Origin of the sequence: Winogradskyella arenosi (assembly GCF_003337305.1) — a bacterium.
Classification (GTDB): Bacteria; Bacteroidota; Bacteroidia; order Flavobacteriales; family Flavobacteriaceae; genus Winogradskyella; species Winogradskyella arenosi.
Map to the genome: position 1 here is coordinate 234,447 of NZ_QPJO01000002.1, position 20,106 is coordinate 254,552.

Sequence of the window (20,106 nt, forward strand, 5' to 3'; positions counted from 1 at the left end):
GAGTAATAGGTTTTAAATCAGTATAAACAACACTGTTTTACTTATAGAAATCTTATTTTACTTTCTCTAATTTACTTTGGTAGGCTGTAATTTCATCTCTAAAACGTGCCGCTTCTAAAAAGTCTAAGGCTTTCGCGGCCTGCTCCATAAGCTTTCTTGTTTCTCTAATTTTCTTTTCGAGTTCCCCTTTTGTTAAGTATTCACTTTCAGGTTCTGCTGCAATTTTAGCGTCCAGTTCGGTTTTATAGGTACTCACCGAATTTTGACTCAACGTACTGTTTAAACTTTTATTTAATGCTTTAGGAACAAGCTTGTGTTTGGTGTTATAGGCAATTTGTTTTTCACGACGGTAGTTGGTTTCACTGATGGTTTTTTCCATACTTTTCGTGATTTTATCCGCGTACATTATCGCTTTTCCTTCCAAGTTTCTTGCTGCTCTACCCACGGTTTGGGTTAAGGATCTTGCTGAACGTAAGAAGCCTTCTTTATCGGCATCAAGTATAGCAACTAAAGAGACTTCCGGTAAATCTAAGCCTTCACGGAGTAAGTTAACTCCAACCAAAACATCAAAGACCCCTTTTCTTAAATCTTGCATGATTTCTACACGTTCTAAGGTGTCTACATCACTATGAATATAGCGTGTTCTCACTGAAATTCGCGTGAGATATTTGGTTAACTCCTCAGCCATACGTTTGGTTAAGGTGGTGACTAAGGTCCGCTCATCTTTTTCGACACGTATTTGGATTTCTTCAATTAAATCGTCAATTTGGTTTAAGCTTGGTCGGACTTCAATGATAGGATCGAGCAAACCCGTAGGACGGATAACTTGCTCCACATAAACGCCATCTGTTTTTTGCATCTCGTAATCCGCAGGCGTGGCAGATACATAGATCACCTGATTTTGTAAAGCTTCAAACTCTTCAAATTTTAAAGGTCGGTTATCCATAGCAGCAGGCAGACGGAATCCGTAATCAACAAGGTTGACTTTCCGACTTCGGTCACCACCATACATGGCATGGACTTGAGAAATGGTTACGTGACTTTCATCAACCACCATTAAAAAATCATCGGGGAAATAATCTAATAAACAGAAGGGGCGTGTCCCAGGACGACGACCATCCAAATACCGCGAATAATTTTCAATTCCGGAGCAATACCCCAATTCTCTAATCATTTCTAGATCAAATTCCGTACGCTCCTTTAAACGTTTTGCTTCGAGGTGTTTTCCTATATCTTTAAAATAATCGTACTGCTTTACTAAATCGTCTTGTATATCTTTTATCGCCCCATTTAGGACGTCCGGTGATGTTACAAACATGTTGGCAGGGTAGATATTTAAACGGTCGTAGCGTTCTATAATTTCATTGGTTCGCGCATCAAAAGCTTCGATTTCTTCAATCTCATCACCAAAAAAGTGAATGCGGAAGGCATGGTCGGCATAGCCAGGAAACACATCTACGGTATCTCCCTTAATTCTGAAATTTCCGTTTTTAAAATCAGATTCTGTTCTCGAGTATAAACTTTGAACCAGTTGGTGTAAGAGTTTGGTTCTAGAAATAACCTGATCGCGTTCAATAGAAATGACATTTTTTTGAAATTCCACCGGATTTCCAATACCATAAAGACAAGATACAGAAGCGATAACTATAACGTCGCGACGGCCTGAAAGTAGAGAGGAAGTGGTACTTAAACGCATCTTCTCTATTTCCTCATTAATAGATAAATCTTTTTCAATATAAACTCCAGATACCGGAATGTAGGCTTCAGGCTGGTAATAATCGTAGTAAGACACGAAATATTCTACTGCATTATCTGGGAAAAACTGTTTAAATTCGGAATATAGTTGTGCCGCTAATGTTTTGTTATGGGCTAAAACCAAAGTTGGTCGTTGCACTTCTTCAATAACATTGGCTACCGTAAACGTTTTTCCGGAACCCGTAACCCCCAAAAGGGTTTGGTATTTTTCATTGTCTATAATTCCCTTAGCCAATTTTTTTATGGCTTGGGGTTGATCTCCTGTAGGTTTGAATTCAGACTCAATTTTAAATCGCATAATGCAAAGTTACAATAATGCGCTTATAATATTAAGTAGAAAGACGTTACAATGCTGTTAAAAGTAGAATAGGCCTAAGGCTGTCTTTTTTTAATGTTTCAATGCAAAATGCCCTCTTAATTGTTCTCCAGTTTTTAAGGTAATGAGGTACCAAAAATCATTGGCTTCTAATAAATGCCCTTTATAAAAACCGTCCCACGATGATGTTGTAGGAATAAGTTGAGTGATGAGTTTACCGTAACGGTTAAAAATTAAGATTTCTTTTACCACTTGATTACGATCAATAACTCTCCAATAATCATTTACCGTATCGCCATTTGGTGTAAAAAATGGAGGAATGATAAGGTCAAAGGTGATATTAAAGGCTAAGGATTTAGTGATACAACCATTGGTATCAGTAACATAAAGGGTATGAGCGCCTTCGGCTAAGTTGGTAAATACGTTTGAAGTCTGAAAACTTGAATTATCTACGGCATAACTATAGTCTAGCGTTAGATCCGTCATGTTTACTGTAAGCGTGTTATTGCTTAGTGTAATGTTTGATGCTTCTAAGGTAAAATCAGTAGAAGGAAGAATCTCAATTGAAAAGCTAGATTCGTTCGTACAATTGTCTGGCGCCGTTCCTACTTCATTGTAAATATAAAGCGTTTGAGAGCTTGTAATACTATCCCCAGCAAAAAGGGTTGTTCCAGTACCGTTGGTACCGGTGTAATAATTTCCGTCCGTTAAGCTCGGTAAGGTGTAAGACGTACAAACGGTTTGGTCTGCTAAGGTATCGACGTTTACAGTACCATTTACAATAACTTCAAAACTAGATTCGTTGGTACAATTGTCCGGTGCCGTTCCTACTTCATTATAAATATAAAGGGTTTGAGAACTTGTAATACTATCCCCAGCAAAAAGAGCTGTTCCTGAACCGTTGGTACCGGTGTAATAATTTCCATCCGTTAAACTAGGTAAGGTGTAAGTCGAACAAACGGTTTGGTCTGCTAAGGTATCGACGTTTGGAGTACCATTAATAATAACTTCAAAACTTGATTCGTTCGTACAATTGTTTGGTGCCGTTCCTACTTCATTATAAATATAAAGGGTTTGAGAACTTGTAATAATATCCCCAGCAAAAAGAGCTGTTCCTGAACCGTTAGTACCCGTGTAATAATTTCCGTCTGTTAAGTTTGGTAGAGTGTAAGACGTACAAACGTTTTGGTCCGCTAAGGTATCAACGTTTGGAGTACCGTTGACAATAACTTCAAAACTAGATTGATTAGAGCAATTGTTTGGCGCTGTTCCTACTTCATTATAAATATAAAGCGTTTGAGAAGTTGTAATGACATCGCCAGCAAAAAGTGCTGTTCCTGTACCGTTAGTACCGGTGTAATAATTTCCATCCGTTAAGTTTGGTAAAGTGTAAGACGTACAAACGGTTTGGTCTGCTAAGGTATCAACGTTTGGATTTTCTACAAAGAGTTGTGCGGCATTGGATACTAAAGTACAACTCGATGTGGTCATTTCGCAATAATACTGTGTAGCATGTAAAGCTAGTGTCGCATTTGAAACTGTAAGCGTACTCGTCTGACTTCCTTGATAGGTAGCGTTATCCGTAAGGTTAACCCAATTGCCAGAAGCATTGAGGTAGTTCCATTGGTAGGTCGCACTCCCTGAATCTTCGTTAGCGGTGAAGGTTGCCGTCCCGTTTTCGCAAATACTTACTGAGGTTGGCTGTGTTAGGTTTGGTGTATTATCAGGAATAGGATCGGCTGTATGAGAACCTAAATTGGCACAGTTTTCATTAGAATCAATAAACCAATCACTTATATCGTAAGTGGTTTGAGGGATCGGGGCATTGGCATTTCTAATGACCGTATAACCTCTTTCGTCAGGAGAATTTACAACATCAATAAGAACACCGTTGTTGTAAAGTTTAAATTCATCATTATCATTAATTCCGGTAGAAATATTGAAATCGACATCTAATGGGCTACAGTTATTCCCACTTCCCATTTGTATCACAAAGGTGTCCATAGGCGGAATTGTTCCTGTAATTTGATCAAACGTGTTGTTTGGCGTCGCATTCCCCACATCTCCATATCTCACAATGACATAATTGTTATCAATGACCACTGGTGATGCGCTTGGATTGTAGAGTTCTATTACCGCGTAATCTCCGGAATAAGCATCATAAATTTCAGAAATATAAATATCAGCTGTGCTACAATCCGATTGAACCAATGTAAAAGTGTTGGATGATGTCCCTACACAACCGCCGTTACTTTCTATTAAAATATTAGCATTGCTCGTAAGTCCTGAAGGGATAAATGCTGTTATTTCCGCATCGTTAAGCACGGTGAACGCCATATCGATGCCATCTATAGATACTGTAGCAGCACTATTAAAATTGTTTCCGGTAATGGTGATTAGGGTATTCTCAGGACCACTTAGGGGCATGAAGTTATTAATTATAGGAGCAGGACAGAGGTCAAGTTTCGTGTTGTGATCTATGTCTGTTACTGCTGAAATAATATTTGTGCCGCATAAACACAATATAAAAAGACACAGCGTTAATAAATTAATACGTTTCATTACTTTAAGTTAAGGTGAAAAATAGAATGCTATATTATTTATTGAGATAAACCCAACCTGTGAAAGATCTTGAGTTTGCTCCAGTTTCATTTAATTGTAGTACATAAAAATAAGTACCTACAGGAAGAGTTTTATTGGTTTTCAACAGACCTCTATTAGCACTTCCATACCACTTATTGTTATTATTACCTTCAAAAATTAAACTGCCATAACGGTTATAAATTTTTAGGTTATGATTAGGGAACACATCATATAAACCTTGAATGTTGAACCAGTCATTTTTACCATCGTTATTAGGAGAGAACCCTTGAGGAATAAAGAGGGTCTCCGTGAGTGTTGAAATTTCAAAATCAATAGATTTTATAACACAGCCATTAGCATCTTGAACATATAAGGTATGTAACCCATCCGCGATTGAAGACATTACAGCCTCGGTTTGAAAATCAGCATTATCAATCGCATATAAATACGATATTGAACTGTCTGTCATGGTCACGGTTAGCGTGTCACCGTTAATAGAAATGTTTGAGGTATCTAAGGTGAAATCGGTTGCTGGATATACCGTTACTTCAAAATCACTTTCCGATGAACAATTGTTTGATGACGTACTGTCTATATTAAAAATATATACGACCTGAGAGGTGAAAAGGAGGTCTCCAGCAGTTAATGCTGTACCTGTACCATTAGGCCCTGTATAATAGTTACCATCGGTAATACTAGGAAGCTCAAATTGTCCACATACAACTTGGTCTTCAAGCGTACTCACTGCAGGTGCTTCATTTATAGTAACGGTAAAATTCGATTGGTTAGAACAGAAGTTAGGTGCCGTTCCTACTTCAGTATAAATATAAATAGTTTGAGAACTTGAAATGATGTCACCGGCAAAAAGTGGGGTCCCCGTACCGTTGATGCCTGTGTAATAATTACCGTGAGTTAAAGATGGTAAAGAATAAGTTAAACAAGCCGTTTGGTCGGCTAGGTTATCCACCTCCGGATTTAAAACTTCTAATAATGCGGCATGAGAAACGAGGCTACAACTAGTAGTGGTGATTTCGCAATAATATTGCAAACCATTAAAACTAAAAGGCGTATTAGCGATGCTTAATGTATTGGTGGTCACGCCAGAATAATTACTATCGTTACTAAGGTTTGTCCAATCTCCAGCACTATTTAAAACTTTCCATTGGTAGGTATAACTTCCGCTGTCAACAGAAACTGTGAAGGTTGCGTTTTCATTTTCGCAGAGGCTTACTGAGTCGGGTTGGCTTAGTGTTGGAGAGGTTGCATTGTTATTAGCAGTATGCGTTCCTAAATCGGAACAACTTTCGTTATCTAAATATAACCACTCATTGATGTTAAAGCTAGTACTTGGAGCAGCAGCATCAGCATTTCTAATAAACGTATAACCAATATTTTCTGCGGTATACATCACATCGATAACGCTTCCGGTTTTTACAAGTCTAATTTCGTCATCCTCATTAATCCCTGCACTAACAGTAACATCTGCAGAAATACCACTACAAACATTACCTGTACTTCCCATTTCAATACTATAAGTACTCAAAGCTGGGATGCTTCCTGTTAACGGGATTGTGGCACTCGGAGTCGCATTTCCGATATCACCAAAACGTTGTACTTCATAAACGCCGTCTACATCCACAGCAGTACTCGTTGGATTATACAATTCTATAACGCCATAACTTCCGCCATTAGAGTCATAAACTTCAGAGATATAAATATCACCCGTTGTACCACAGGTGTCATTTATTAAGGTGAAATTATTAGTTGTCGTGGTTGAACAACCTCCATTAGTAGTTAATGTAATGGTAGAAAAGTCTGAAATACCTTCGGGGATGGTAATGTTTATTTCTGAATCGCTTATAATGGTAAAACTAGCAGTGATACCGTTGAAATCTACTGTTGAAAGCGTATTAAGTAAACTTCCGTTTAAAGTGATCTTTGTGTTTACAGGACCTGTTTCTGGACTAAAGCTTGAAATGATTGGTGCCGGACAGTTAAGGTTTTCAACGCCTTCAAGCGATACATTAAACGCATGGCTAAATAAAGCACTATGAGACAATAAGACAAGTTGAACGAGTAATACGATTGATTTTTTCATTTTATATGGGTAAAAATAGTCGGCAAAAATATGTAATAAAATTCGTTTATTTGTTAACAAACGGTTACGTTAATCTTCAGGGGTTTTAGTTTGGTTTTTATGTGGTTAATTGTCAGTTAATTATGTGTTTTGTAAACAGGTATATGGTGTTAAAAGTCGGGAAGAATCCATAACTACATAGGATAGGCTATTTTTTAACATCTTTTGGTATTTATGGTCACTAGGAGATATGTATCTTTGCCATCCCTTAAAAATTAAAATGACACTTAAGAATCAAGCCCTTATACTTGCACTCTTCTTTACCTTGTGTACTTATGCCCAAAGTATTTCAGTTGATAGCGCTACTTACACTGCACAACAACTTATAGAAGATGTCCTTATTGATAGTAATTGTATTTCCAATGTTACTGTGACTAACGTTTCAGGTGGAAATTTTAATGGTTCTGATGAAAGTTATGGCTATTTTGATGCTACCGGAACAAACTTTCCTTTTCAAAGTGGCGTGGTCTTAAGTACAGGAAGACTTCAAAATGTGCCAGGACCTAACCTCAGTCTTAGTGATGATGATGCCTCCAATTGGGAAGGAGACTTAGATCTAGAGTTTGCGCTTAATGAAACTAATACGACTAATGCCACTATTTTAGAGTTCGATTTTACTTCGGTAGCCTCAGAAATAAGTTTTAGATATATTTTTGCTTCGGAAGAATATCAAGAAGGCAATGCCAATAGTTGTGCTTATTCCGATTTATTTGGGTTTTTAATCCGTCCCACTTCGGTTCAGCAACAATATGAAAATATAGCTTTAGTGCCTGATACGAATACGCCTGTAAAAGTAACGACTGTAACTCCGGGTGTTAATGGCGCTTGTCCGCCTCAAAATGAAACCTACTTCGGAAATTATAACGACGGAAATGCCGTGATCAATTTTAATGGTCAGACGGCGGTGTTAACGGCAACAGCAAATGTTATTCCTAATGAAACCTATCATGTAAAACTCGTTATTGCCGATGAACAAAACTACCGCTACGATTCGGTGGTGTTTTTAGAAGCGGGAAGTTTTCAATTGTCTACGGATTTAGGACCTAATCGTTTATTAGCGACGCAAAATGCGCTTTGTGAAGGCGAAACTTTAGAGCTTACCGTGAATGAAGTCGGGTCACCTTCTTACGATTGGTATAAGGATGGAGTTCTTGTCGCTTCAGAAGCTAGCAATTGTGTAAACTGTGGGTCTTATACCGTTACAGAAGCGGGGACTTATACAGTTGAAGTTGGTTTGGCCAATGGCTGTATTTCTTATGGTGAGATTGATGTAGAATACAGTGCTTTGCCTGTTGGGACGGATGCCGTTTTAGTCGCTTGCGATAGTAATGACGATGGCTTATCTACCTATAACTTATTTGAAGCTTCTAATGAACTCACTAATTTTGATAATGGCGTAAATCTTATTGATTTTTTCATGTCTGAAGCAGATGCGCACAGTTATACAAATCCGATTCAGGATGCTCAAGATTTTCAAAATACAGTACCTTCTCAGGTTGTATACGGTTATATTGTAAACAATGCGAATTGTTATAGTGTTGTGGAATTAGAATTACAGACCTCTCAGAACACTTTGAATATTCCCGATTTAAATGGCTGTGATGGTGATGAGGTTGATGGTTTTGCTATTTTTGATCTTAGTGCTATTGCAGCGTCGGTTGAAAATCAAATTCCTGCGGGAGCAAGTCTGTCATATTACGAAACAGAAGCCGATGCGTTTAGTGAAACGAATGCCTTACCTATAAGTTACGAAAATACTACGGCTTATAATCAAACGATTTACGTAAAGGTTAATAATGGGAGTCAGTGTTATAGCATTTCTGAAGTCGCATTGCAGGTGGTTTATACACCACAGTTAATTCCTGATGAAACCCTTGTGTATTGTACTAATTTATATCCTGAAACGCTTACACTTTACGGTGGGGTGAGCAATGACTTACCTAATAATTATTATTACCAATGGTGGTTTAACGGTGCGCTCACGGAAGTGAATACAACCTTTAATGCTATTAATGAACCGGGCGTTTATACCGTTGTGGTTACAGATCCAAATGGATGCTCTTCAAGTAGAACTATTACGGTTACGACCTCAAATACGGCGATTATTGAAAGTGTATCAATTACAGGTGTAGCGCCAAATAACAGCGTTACCATTAATGTTTCAGGCGATGGTGATTATGAGTTTTCTTTAGATTCAGAATTTGGACCTTACCAAGAAGATCCTGTTTTTACTAATCTTGCTGAAGGATTTTATACCCTTTATGTGAGAGATTTAAACGGTTGTGCAACCATATTACAAGAACTATCCGTATTAGGATTTCCTAAATTCTTTACCCCTAATGCTGATGGCGATTCAGATTATTGGGGCGTTGTAGGTGATTCGTTTGTTAGGCGTTCTTTAGAATCGGTACATATATTTAACCGCTACGGAAAATTGGTTAGTGTTTTAGATGCGAATCAGCAAACTTGGGATGGTACGTTTAATGGTAAAGCACTTCCAAGTGATGATTATTGGTATGTCGCCTTGTTGGAGAATGGCAAAAAATATACCGGACATTTAGGGTTAAAACGTTAAAATGAGCTCCTTACCGTCGTAAGGCAAAATTACCACGCACTTCAAAAGAGGTGTTGCCTTGTCTTATTTCAGCTAAGAACCAATAATCATTAGCCGGCATATTACGGTTGTTATAGGTGCCATCCCAGCCGGAAGATTCTGAACTTAATTGGTAGATGAGCTTGCCGTAACGGTCAAAAATATAGACTTTACTTCCTGGTAAGGTTTCAATTCCTACAATATGCCATGTATCGTGATGGGTATCGCCATTTGGTGTGAAAAAAGGTGGTGCATCCACCACAACCACTTCTTTGGTAACCTCAGCACAGCCATTCAAATCTATTACCGTAATGGTGTGGTAGCCTAAGGTTACATTTTCAAAAGTATTGGAGTCTTGTGGTTCTCCATCATCCAATATATATTGGTAATTGCCAATACCACTAATGGTAATAGTGATGTTGTTAGGGTCTGAAAAATCTACAGTTTCTGTTAGTTCTATTGTGGCCGATGCCGATTCTATAACCTCAAAAGTACTTGTGGTGGCACATCCAAATTCCGAAGTAACAGTAACAGCATATGTACCGATTTCTGTAATTTCTAGACTAGAATTGCTGCTATTGTTAGACCATAAATATTGATCTGTATCGAAAAAGGTTTCTGCTGAAACGATTAAAGGGAGGTTATCAATACAAACCACTTGTGTTGGTATAAACACATAAGGTTTTCGATGTACCACCAATGAAAAATTGACCAGACTATAGCAATGGGTAAGATTGTTTTCTACACGTGCGGTTATTATTTCGTTGTTATAGCCTATATAAGAATTCGCATTTAAGGAATTGCTGTTTTCATGGGCGTCTAAAATTGAATTAAAATACGTTACACTGTAATTTAAGGGATTTTGAAATCCTAAAATACTTGCAGTTTGCGCATGTAATGTAAAATTGAACGCTTCGTCGTAATCGTCATCACAAACCTCAAGGTCTTCAGGAGCAAGGGCCAAGGGAACTGGATTGATTCGGAGTTCAAACGGATAAATTACATAACAATGGGTGGTGCTATAGGCGACACGTGCAAATAATTGGGTGCTAGAATCCGTGTAAGTGTAAGGCGATTCTAATGCGTTGGTTTGATTTATGGCATCTGTTTCTGAGGGGTAATAACTAATAAGCACGTTGAAATTGCTATCCACAATTCTAGTATTTATTGTGTTTAAATCGAAGGTTTGCGTGTCGTTATCACAGAGTTCAATACTTTGAAAGGTATTTATAGGTGGTGGAAGGTTGACGTATAACTCTAGCGTGACACTAGTATAGCAGTTTGCAACCGTATCTAAAACTTTGATATAAACCGTTTGAGGATTGCTTGTGTTGCTATAGTTTTCAGGATTTGAAATGGCATTAAGATCGTTTTCTAAATCGGTTACAGTTTCAAAATAACTTATAATATGGTTAGGGTTGCTCGTTTCAAAGAGTTCACTTTGCGCTGTAGTTAAATTAAAAGGAGTCTCGCCATCATAATCCGTATCACAATACACTAACGGTTGTGGGGTGTTAGGGTGTGGATTTACTCTTAATATAAATTCCGTAAGGTTGTAGCAACCGGTCGTATTATTTTCAATTCTAACCCAAATAACTTGTGTGTTTGTTCCTAAATAGGTATTAGTTTCAATAATAGGATTTTCATTGATTTCAGCATGGTTGAGTGTTTCAAAGTAACTTACATCAAAATCATTGGCGTTTTGTGTCCCTAAAACTGTTGAAGTCTGAGATTCTAAATTAAAATAGGCTGAGCCGTCGTTGGTCACATCGTCACAGGCTTCTAATGGGTCTGGTAAATTTGCAACCGGCAAAGGGTTAATTATAAGATCAAACGGATAAGTGCTATAACATCCGGTAAGCGCGTTTGTAACTCGGGCCACAAAAGAATGCGATGTTTCCGTATAGTTATAGATAGGCGGTAAGGGGTTGCTATTGGTTTCCGCATCACCTTGATTATTATGATAAGTAAAAATGAGATCCGTTGTAAGATCTGTAAGGTAGCTGTCTACGCTAGAAAAATTAAATTCGGCGGCAGGATGATCACAAATTTCTACCGTTTCAAAACCATTAAGCAATGGCGGTAGGTTTACGATTAAATCTAAAGGAACAATTACAAAACAATCGCTAACGGTATTATTAACTTTAATATATACCGTTTGTGGTGTGGTGCTATTTTGATAATTGTGTGGAGTGTTAATAGGGTTTGTATCCGCCTCTAAATCGTCAACAGTTTCAAAATAGGAAACCTCAATATTGTCTTGTCTCACATCTAAAATATCAATTTCAGAAATGGTTAAATCCCAAGTGACTATACCATCATAATCGGTGTCGCATTGTTCTAAAGGTATTGAAGGATTTACAACAGGTGCTGAAATTACGGTGATTTCAAAAGCGGAAATTCCTTGACAGTAGGTGCCGTTAGAAATCCGTGCATATAGCTCTTGAGGATTAGTGGTGTTGGTAAATTCAAGAGGTACAGGATTGTTATTAGATTCGGCATCAAACTGAGACAGATGAAAACTGACATCTAAAATTTCTGGACTTCCCGTAACAATTTCATCAATTTTCACATTTAAATCTACGGTAGCAACACCGTCATTACTGATATCATCACAGACTAAAAATGCCGTTGGAGGTGTGAAAATAGGTAGGGAACCAACTTCTAATTCAAAGGAAGAGGTCCCAAAACAGTTGGAGTCGGTGAGGTTTTCTACACGGACATAAATAGTTTGTGGACTTGAAGTGTTGTTATAAGCCGTGTATTTGTCAATATAGTTAGTACCCGCAATAGCATCCGCTTCGGTTTCGAAATACAAGACCTGTTTTCCTGTTTGTCCATTGAGAATTTCTTCATCCTTCAAATAGAAATAAAAGTCGGCTACACCACTAATATCAGCTTCACAATTTTGAAAATTTGAAATCGGAATAAATTCAGGAACGGTATTTATATAAACGTAAAAGCCAGAAAGATTAGCACAGCCACTAGACTCATTTTCTACGCGTGCATAGATATACGTCGTTTCAGTGGTAAAGTTATCCGGATTGCTAATGGCGTTTTCGGGTGTACCTTCTAAAGCTAAGTTATAATCCTCATAAAAGGAAAAGTTTAACCCGTTAGTGGCACTAACCATTTCTGGAATTTTAGAGGTAAAATCTACGGTGGAGCTTCCGTCATTATCATCATCACAAACAATTATGGCCTCAGGGTAAAAGATGGTTGGAGCCCCTACAATATTAACTTGGAGTGTGGAAATATCGTAACATTCCGTTTGGGAGTTGGTTACTCGGATATAAAACAATTGCGGATTGCTACTGTTGTAAACATAATCGGGTAAAATATTTTCATTATTAATAGCGTCTTCTTCCGTAAGGTAATATTTTACGTTGGCCGCTTGCACACCTTGACTCGCTGTACTATTAAACGTATCCATAATTAAGGTAGTGAAGCCATCATCATCTTCATCACAATAATCATACGTTTGCGGACTTAACACAATAGCGGGAGAAATTTCTAAAGCAATATCAATATAGTCTTCACAAATCCCTGAACTCGCAATGGCATAAATTGTAGTGCCGTAATTAGAAACCGTAAAAGGAATGGTTTTGTCTATAGGATTGGTTAAGTTATCACGATCCTCAGGCGTCAAGTAGAAAGAGAATTCAAATCCTGGATACCCGTTAGAAATATCCCATTGAACCTCAACAAGATTAAAATCGGCAATACCATCGTCCGAAACATCATCGCAAACAATAACGGCATCTTGGGAAAATCCGGATTGAATAATACTGCTAAACAATTCCAAATTAACCACTGCATAACAGCCTGTTTCAGGATCTTGTACACGGATATAAAGGAGCTGATAATAGGGCGATGTATTTTGATAATTTTCAGGATCCGAAATGGGATTGATATTATTATGTGCCTCATACAAGGTGATATGAAAACTAACGTCTAAACCTGTGGCGCCTTGTAAAACGCTGTCAATAATACTTGTCAAATCGAAAGTCTCTAAGCCATTTTCACTTTCAGGCGCACAGGCTCCAACCCATTGATCGTTGAGGTTAATCGGTGGCGTATCTTGAAATTGAACGTCGATTGTAGTTGTGGAATAACAGCCTGTTGTACTATCGTATATCCTTACATATAGCGTTTCGGAAGTATTGAAATTGGCGTAAGGCGAAAAAATAGGATTACTTCCTAAATCGGCCTCCGGAAGCGAGTAATGATACGTGATATAGAGGTTATTGTTGCCGTTGATGATCTGATCATTTACAAGGTTTAAATCCACAAGCGTATAACCGTCTAAAGTTGGGTCTTCACAGGCAATGATGGGATCGGGATCTACAAAATCTGGTTTCTGATTAACCACTAAATTAAACGTAGAATAAGCCAAACAGCCGTTAATGGCATCTTCAATTCTTACAAATATGGGTTGTGGTGAGCTCGTATTTTCAATCGGTGTGGTTATAGGATTGTTATTATCTAGGGCATCTTCATTAGAGTAGTGATAACTGATGAGGTAATTTGAAGGTGGAACAGAGGCTAGGACCTCATTGTTTTTAGCGGTAAGATCAAAAGTTTCAACGCCATCATTAGAAGGGTCATCACAATAAATAAAATCTGAAATTTGTGTGGAGGCTTGTTCTGAATTTAAGATAATGTCCACCACATCTTCAATAACACAAGACGTGCTGCCAAGTTGTATGGTTACCTCAACCTTATAGGAACCCGAAGCTGTTGCTTCGAAATTGCTAGCGTTTGCGCCATCTATTAAGGTATTGTCTTTATACCATTGGTAGGAGGCTTGAGGGTTTTGAATATCACCATTAAGCATCACCGAATCCCCACAGGTGGAAATGTCGGGGCCTAGGTCTACATTCGCATTAAAACTATTCCCTTCAATAAATACCGCAGAATCAAAGTTTTGGTCGCTCTGATCTGCAATTACCAATTTTATTTCATATTCTACATTGGGCATAATCGCAGCAGTAGCGGTAAGCACCACCGTTCTTCCATTATAATTGGTATCTCCTACATTATAGCCTTCAAAATAGGCTTCGTTGGCGGCAGAACACCAAGTTTCAATTTCGTCATGAACAGTATTGGTATTTACAGGTGTAGACGTTCCAGGAATTAATGCAATATTATTAAACGAGTCTGAGGTCCCTGCTTCGCGTATTAAAAAGGCGAAACCATCAGAATAAAAACAGGGGTATTCTTGTTGGTATTCCTCTGAAGCTAACAAATAATTAAATTGAATTTGATTGGCAACAGAAATAAAATTAAACTGTATGGAGGTTGCATTTAAGGTATTAGAAATGCCCAACGCATTTTCTAAATCGGTATCCGTAAGCCAAGCGTCATCACCTTCGTTTAGCGGACTTGTATTTAAGGTGTTTCCAGCAGAATTTACATTACCAGTGGTAAGTACAATACCGTTAAGAAAAGGGAAGTCAGAGTTGCCCCGTTCAAAAAAACCATAGCTATTAAAGCCGTTAATAGATCCGTTTACCGTGGAAGCAATATTTGAAATCTCTACACAATTTTGACCTAAGTTGTCTTGAATAAGTTGCTCTAGAGGAAGTAAATCATCAGTTGTAATTTGTTGGCCATAGGTGTAAAGACAAACACTAAAACAAATGATTAAACTGAATATGTAATTTATTTTTACCATACAAAATAAGTGCCTTTAAAGAAGTGAGTTGCTTAATAGTCAAGGCAATTTAAGTGGTAAAAAAGTATAAAAAAATCCCCAATAGTGGGGATATTATATGATGAATTGTCTTTTTAAAGGTTGAACAACAAGGTTTTAATGCTTATCGTCGTAATGCAAAGTGGCCTTTAACTTGAAATTGTTCTCCGTTTTGAATAACATTGGCCACAAACCAATAATCTCCGGCTGGCATATTGCTGTTATTGTAGCGCCCATCCCAACCTGGAGAATCGTGACGAAGTTGTGTTAACAGTTTTCCAGTTCTATCATAAATAGAAATTACCGTCCCCGGAAGCGTTTCAACACCTGTAATGTGCCAGGTATCAAAGTCCCCATCATTATTAGGGGTCATGTGTTTTGGGGTGTCAATGACAACAACTTCATAACTAAGGTTTCCACATCCATTGAGATCTCTAACGGTTAAAGTATTGAGACCTATAGGAACATTGTAAAAAACGGAAGCACTTTGGAAAGGGTCATCGTTAAGCTGATAAAGGTAGTTGCCTATACCATGAACACTAAGGGTGATGTTGTTTGGGTCTGAAAAATCTACGGTTTCTACCACATCAATTTCAGCAGTTTCCGAAACTGTAACATTAAATGTAGAACTATTTTGGCAACCTAAAGCATTGGTGATTGTCACCGTATAAGTGCCTACCTCAGTGATTTCAATTTCAGAAGCGCTAGCCCCTGTAGACCATAAATACGTATCCGTTGCAATATTGGTATCAGCAGAGACAACCAAAGGCCCGTCATTTATACAGAGGACCTGATCTGTGATGGCAGCGAAGGGTATAGGGTTGACCGTCACAGCGAATTGCGTTGTCGCAAAACAACCTGTACTGTTGTGTTCCAATCTTACATATATAATTTGCCCATTATAAGCATTATACGAAGTGTTTATAGCATTGGTATGTGCAATGGCGTCTTCTGCTGTGGTGTAATAATTCAGCGTATAATCGTCTGGATTCTGATTGCCTAAAATATCAGAATTCTGTTGGTCCAGTTGAAATAAAGCATAACCGTCCGTATCGTCATCACAAGTCTCTAAAGCATTTGGTGTATACGTTATAGGAAGCGGATAAATTTCAAGCTGAATTGGGTGAATCGCGTAACAATGTGTGGTGGTGTATTCTAACCTAACATAGAGTATTTCAGCAGTGTTAGTATAAATGTGATTAAGACTTAGAGGATTGGTATTGGACTGTGCGTCATTTTCATTTGAAAAATACTGAAGCGCTAAGTTATAAGTATTATCTACTAATAACGATGTAATCTCGTTGAGGTCTACACTGTTTTCAGGATTAGCACAGAGGGCATAGGTTGAAATTGGATTGATTTCAGGTGGACTGTTGATGATCAATTCAAAAGGCACATAATCAAAACATCCTGTAGTGGCATTATTAATTCTAACGTATACGGTTTGCGGAGCTGTGATATTGGTATAAGCTTCTGGATTTGAAATCGGGTTGCTGTTGCTCAGAAGATCGTTTTCAGATTCAAAATAGGTGAAGCCAATATTGTACTGGCGTCCTTCTAAAACTTCGAGCTCTATCTGCGTTAAATTCCATTCTAAAGCAAAATCATTGTTGTTCGCACAGGCGGTTAATGATTTTCCATATTGGACGTCCGGAAGCGCTAAGGTATTTATACTAAAGGTTTCAATAGCGTAACAACCTGAGTTGATATTTAAAATCCGAGCGTAAATCAATTGCGGATTAGCTATCGAGGTATAATTGAGTGGAAGAGCATTAGAACCCATTTCAGCATTTAATGGTGTAAGATGAAAGGTGGTGTTGAGTTCCGTCGGACTTCCTTGGTGAATTTCTAATATTTTTTCGCTTAAATCAGTCGTCACAAAACCGGTACTATTTACATCACATTCAAAAACATCTGTCGGGACGGTATAAATAGGGGCCTGACGCACTTCGATTTGCATTGGTGCTATTTTGTAACAACTATTTCCTAAGGCATTTTCTAGCCTAACAAAAATTGTTTGTGGATTGGTTACAGGGAGATAAGCAACATCTTTATCAATAGCATTTATGCGGTCTATAGCGTCATTTTCGGTTTCAAAATAGAGCACTTGCATATCCGTTTGCCCATTTATAATGCTGAAATCTTGTGTTTCTAAAAGTATTTCAGGATCGGCATTTACATCTGGCGTACAGTAAATATAATCGGCTATAGGTAGAAGTTGCGGATTGGCATACACCTGAATGTTGTAGTTAAAAATACTGAAGCAATCGGTACCTTGAACTTGTGCTCTAATGAAAATAGCAATACTCGCTGTGTTGTATTGATTAGGATTACTAATAGGGTTGGTATTGGCTACAGCATCATCGTAGGTTTCGTAAAATGAAAAATCAAGATCAGTAGCACTATTCGCTAATTCAGGAATAACGGCCTCTAAGTTTATTGTGCTGAATCCGTCTTGATCATCGTCGCAAATAATAAGCGGCTGTGGATCGCTTGCTTCTGTGGCACTTGTTATATTGAGCTCTAAGGTGGTGATGCTAGGGCAATTGTTTTCAGCAAACTGATTCACTACACGTAAATAAAAGGTCTGCTGGTTCCCATTCGTTTCAAAAGTATCTGTTATTTCATTGGTTTCATTTAAAGCATCCTCATAACTTAAATAGAAATTAACTGAACCAACGATATTCGCATTATTCAGATATGTTGTTTTTAAAGCCGGAGTGGCAATACTGGTCAGGTTGGTAACAGGGTCTAGGTTACCGCAAAAATCTAGCGTTGTTGGAGGAATGTTAATGACAGAATTAATAAAATGAGTTACCGTAAAATTATAAGTACACCCATTATTAGAGCTCTGAGCGTACAATACAGCTTCGTGAGCTAAAGTAAGGACGGTATTTGGGTTTAAAGGATTGATTTGGTTATCGCGATCACTTTCAGTTTCATATAAAACAAGATCAATTTGATTGTAACCGCTTTTAAGCTCTTCAATCAATTCTGAAAGTAAAACATCTATAAGACCATCATTTGAAGGATCGTCACATTCTTGAATGATAACACCGCGCCCGAAAATATTAAAAAGTAGATTTTTATGAATTTCCATCGGAATTCGTGTAGGACAATTTTCATCAATATACCTTATAGCAACAGCAATTGAAAATTGATTACTACTTGTAGCATGCATTCTAGGATTACCAGAACCGATCAGTTGTTCAATTATAGCATAAGCCCCAGGATAATCGTTTTCAAAGGTTTCTAAAACAAAATCTAAATTATGGTCTATTACGAGACTGTCATAATCATAGGTCTGACCATTTTCTTCTTCGCTATAATTAGGATCTATACATAAGTCAAAAATATAGCGGTCTATACCAAGATCAGTCTGCGGGATATAATCTAAATGAATAGGAACTATAGAAGGGCAGATGTAGGCCTCACTTTCTATTTTAGCATAAAAGAGGTCCGGTTCACTTTCTAAATTAGGAAATTCTGAAAGCTCATTTTCAGAATTTAAAGCATCGGCTTCGGTAAGGTAAAAATAAACCGTAGTGTTAAGGTCAAAATTTGAAACCACATTACTCAGGTAATTTAAACTAGCAAATACTTGCTCTACCAGTTCGCCGTTACAAACATCTATAGTGTATTCTAAAGAATCAGGCGAGTCGCTAACAATAAGATCAAACAAACCAATTTGAAGACAGTCGCCACTTAAACTTTCAATTCTAACATAAATAGTTTCTAAGCGTTCAGTGTTGACATAAGGACCAACAATGGCATTGCTATTGTTTTCAGCATCTTCTAAATTAAGGTGATAACTGATGTTGTAATTTGTGGAAGGCAGATTGGCATAGATTTCATCGTTCTTTTCAGTAAAATCAAAAGTAAAGGTCCCATCACTTTCAAAGGGGTTACAAACCAGCCAAGTGTCTATAGGTGCTGCATCTTGAAACGGAATAATTTCTATTTCTACGGAATCGCTTAAGGTACAGGTTCCGCTAGATGTTGGTAAGGAAATTTCTAAATCATAAGTTCCAGAAACATTAACGTCTAAGCTACTATTAGTTTCACCAACAATAGGATTTTCGTTTAAAAACCATGTATAGGTTGCTGCCGGATTGTTAATATCTGCCTCCAAAGTTAGGTCGCTACCACAAATACTTTGGTCTGGTCCTAAATCGATAGAGTTTCCAAAGCCTTCAGCTTCAATAAATACAGCGGAATCAAAACGTTGATCTATATGATCTGCAATAATAAATTTTATATGGTAGTTGGTATTAGCAATGATATCTGCTCTTGCTGTTAAAACTGCTGTGCGTCCATTAAAATTAGTGTCCCCAACATTATACCCTTCAAAATAAGTCTCATTTTCCGCTTCGCAAAATCCGGTGATATTGGGGTGAATGGAATTGGTACTTACTTCCGTTGTCGTTTCAGGAACTACCGCGATATTTACATAAGAATCAGAGGAGCCAACTTCTTTTATTAAAATAGCAAAGACATCTTTAAAATTACAAGGGTATTCTTGCTGATATTCATCTGAAGCAAAGAGGTAGTTAAAGGCGATAAAGTTATTTGGTGATGAAAAATCAAATTCAATTGTCGTGGCATTTAGGGTTTGATCTATTCCCACGACGTCTAGCAGATCTGGATCCGTGCCCCAATCGATTTGGCCTTCGTTTAAATCTTCAGAAATTACAGTGTTACCAGCTGAGTTAACACGTCCTGTAGATAATATTAATCCGCTTTGCAACGGAAAATTTGAATTGTCCTTATAAAATGTACCATAACTTACTATGGCATTGCTTTGCCCATTAATGGGGGACGCGATATTGTCTACGGTAATACAGTCGCTTCCTACAAGGTTTTGAATGAGTGTATTAGGTTGTTGTGTGTTGTCGGTTGTTATTTGCTGGGCATAGCTAAATAGATAAAGAAATAGAGCAAAAAATAAGAGGGTACTTTTCTTTTTCATGGAATGGGGTACATAGTGCGTTTAAACGAAAAGCTTCTTTTTTTTTCTAAATCTATGA

General features: G+C 37.7%; 6 protein-coding genes. 1 reads left to right on the forward strand and 5 read right to left on the reverse strand.

The annotated features are described in order from the left end of the window. Positions 1–52 precede the first annotated feature (52 nt). The 3 genes from uvrB to DFQ08_RS05820 all read right to left on the reverse strand — a co-directional run bounded on the left by uvrB (position 53) and on the right by DFQ08_RS05820 (position 6,752). Positions 53–2,053, reverse strand: coding sequence for an excinuclease ABC subunit UvrB (uvrB, locus tag DFQ08_RS05810; protein WP_114308872.1), 2,001 nt, complete (start codon positions 2,051–2,053; stop codon positions 53–55). A 90-nt stretch (positions 2,054–2,143) separates the two neighbouring features. Next, a complete protein-coding gene (locus tag DFQ08_RS05815; RefSeq protein WP_114308873.1) occupies positions 2,144–4,633 on the reverse strand; it encodes a T9SS type B sorting domain-containing protein in 2,490 nt (829 codons plus the stop codon). A 34-nt stretch (positions 4,634–4,667) separates the two neighbouring features. After that, entirely contained in the window at positions 4,668–6,752 is a 2,085-nt protein-coding gene (locus DFQ08_RS05820; RefSeq protein WP_114308874.1) for a T9SS type B sorting domain-containing protein, read from the reverse strand. A 259-nt stretch (positions 6,753–7,011) separates the two neighbouring features. Here DFQ08_RS05820 and DFQ08_RS05825 point away from each other — a divergent pair, with 259 nt between their 5' ends. After that, positions 7,012–9,366 carry a T9SS type B sorting domain-containing protein gene (locus DFQ08_RS05825; RefSeq protein ID WP_114308875.1) on the forward strand — a complete coding sequence of 785 codons (2,355 nt, stop codon included), beginning with the start codon at positions 7,012–7,014 and terminating at the stop codon, positions 9,364–9,366. A 10-nt stretch (positions 9,367–9,376) separates the two neighbouring features. On the opposite strand, the gene DFQ08_RS05830 is transcribed toward DFQ08_RS05825, so the two are convergent. Continuing rightward, positions 9,377–15,061: a T9SS type B sorting domain-containing protein gene (locus tag DFQ08_RS05830; RefSeq protein WP_114308876.1), complete on the reverse strand. Its 5,685-nt coding sequence runs from the start codon at positions 15,059–15,061 to the stop codon at positions 9,377–9,379. Positions 15,062–15,203: 142 nt separating this feature from the next. Further along, positions 15,204–20,048: a T9SS type B sorting domain-containing protein gene (locus DFQ08_RS05835; protein WP_114308877.1), complete on the reverse strand. Its 4,845-nt coding sequence runs from the start codon at positions 20,046–20,048 to the stop codon at positions 15,204–15,206. Between the last annotated feature and the right edge of the window lie 58 nt (positions 20,049–20,106).

What these genes read in the sequence shown, in the direction of transcription:
- DFQ08_RS05835 (WP_114308877.1), bottom strand. Translation starts at nt 20,048, where the DNA reads ATGAAAAAGAAAAGTACCCTCTTATTTTTTGCTCTATTTCTTTATCTA.
- DFQ08_RS05830 (WP_114308876.1), bottom strand. Translation starts at nt 15,061, where the DNA reads ATGGTAAAAATAAATTACATATTCAGTTTAATCATTTGTTTTAGTGTT.
- DFQ08_RS05820 (WP_114308874.1), bottom strand. Translation starts at nt 6,752, where the DNA reads ATGAAAAAATCAATCGTATTACTCGTTCAACTTGTCTTATTGTCTCAT.
- DFQ08_RS05825 (WP_114308875.1), top strand. Translation starts at nt 7,012, where the DNA reads ATGACACTTAAGAATCAAGCCCTTATACTTGCACTCTTCTTTACCTTG.
- DFQ08_RS05815 (WP_114308873.1), bottom strand. Translation starts at nt 4,633, where the DNA reads ATGAAACGTATTAATTTATTAACGCTGTGTCTTTTTATATTGTGTTTA.
- uvrB (WP_114308872.1), bottom strand. Translation starts at nt 2,053, where the DNA reads ATGCGATTTAAAATTGAGTCTGAATTCAAACCTACAGGAGATCAACCC.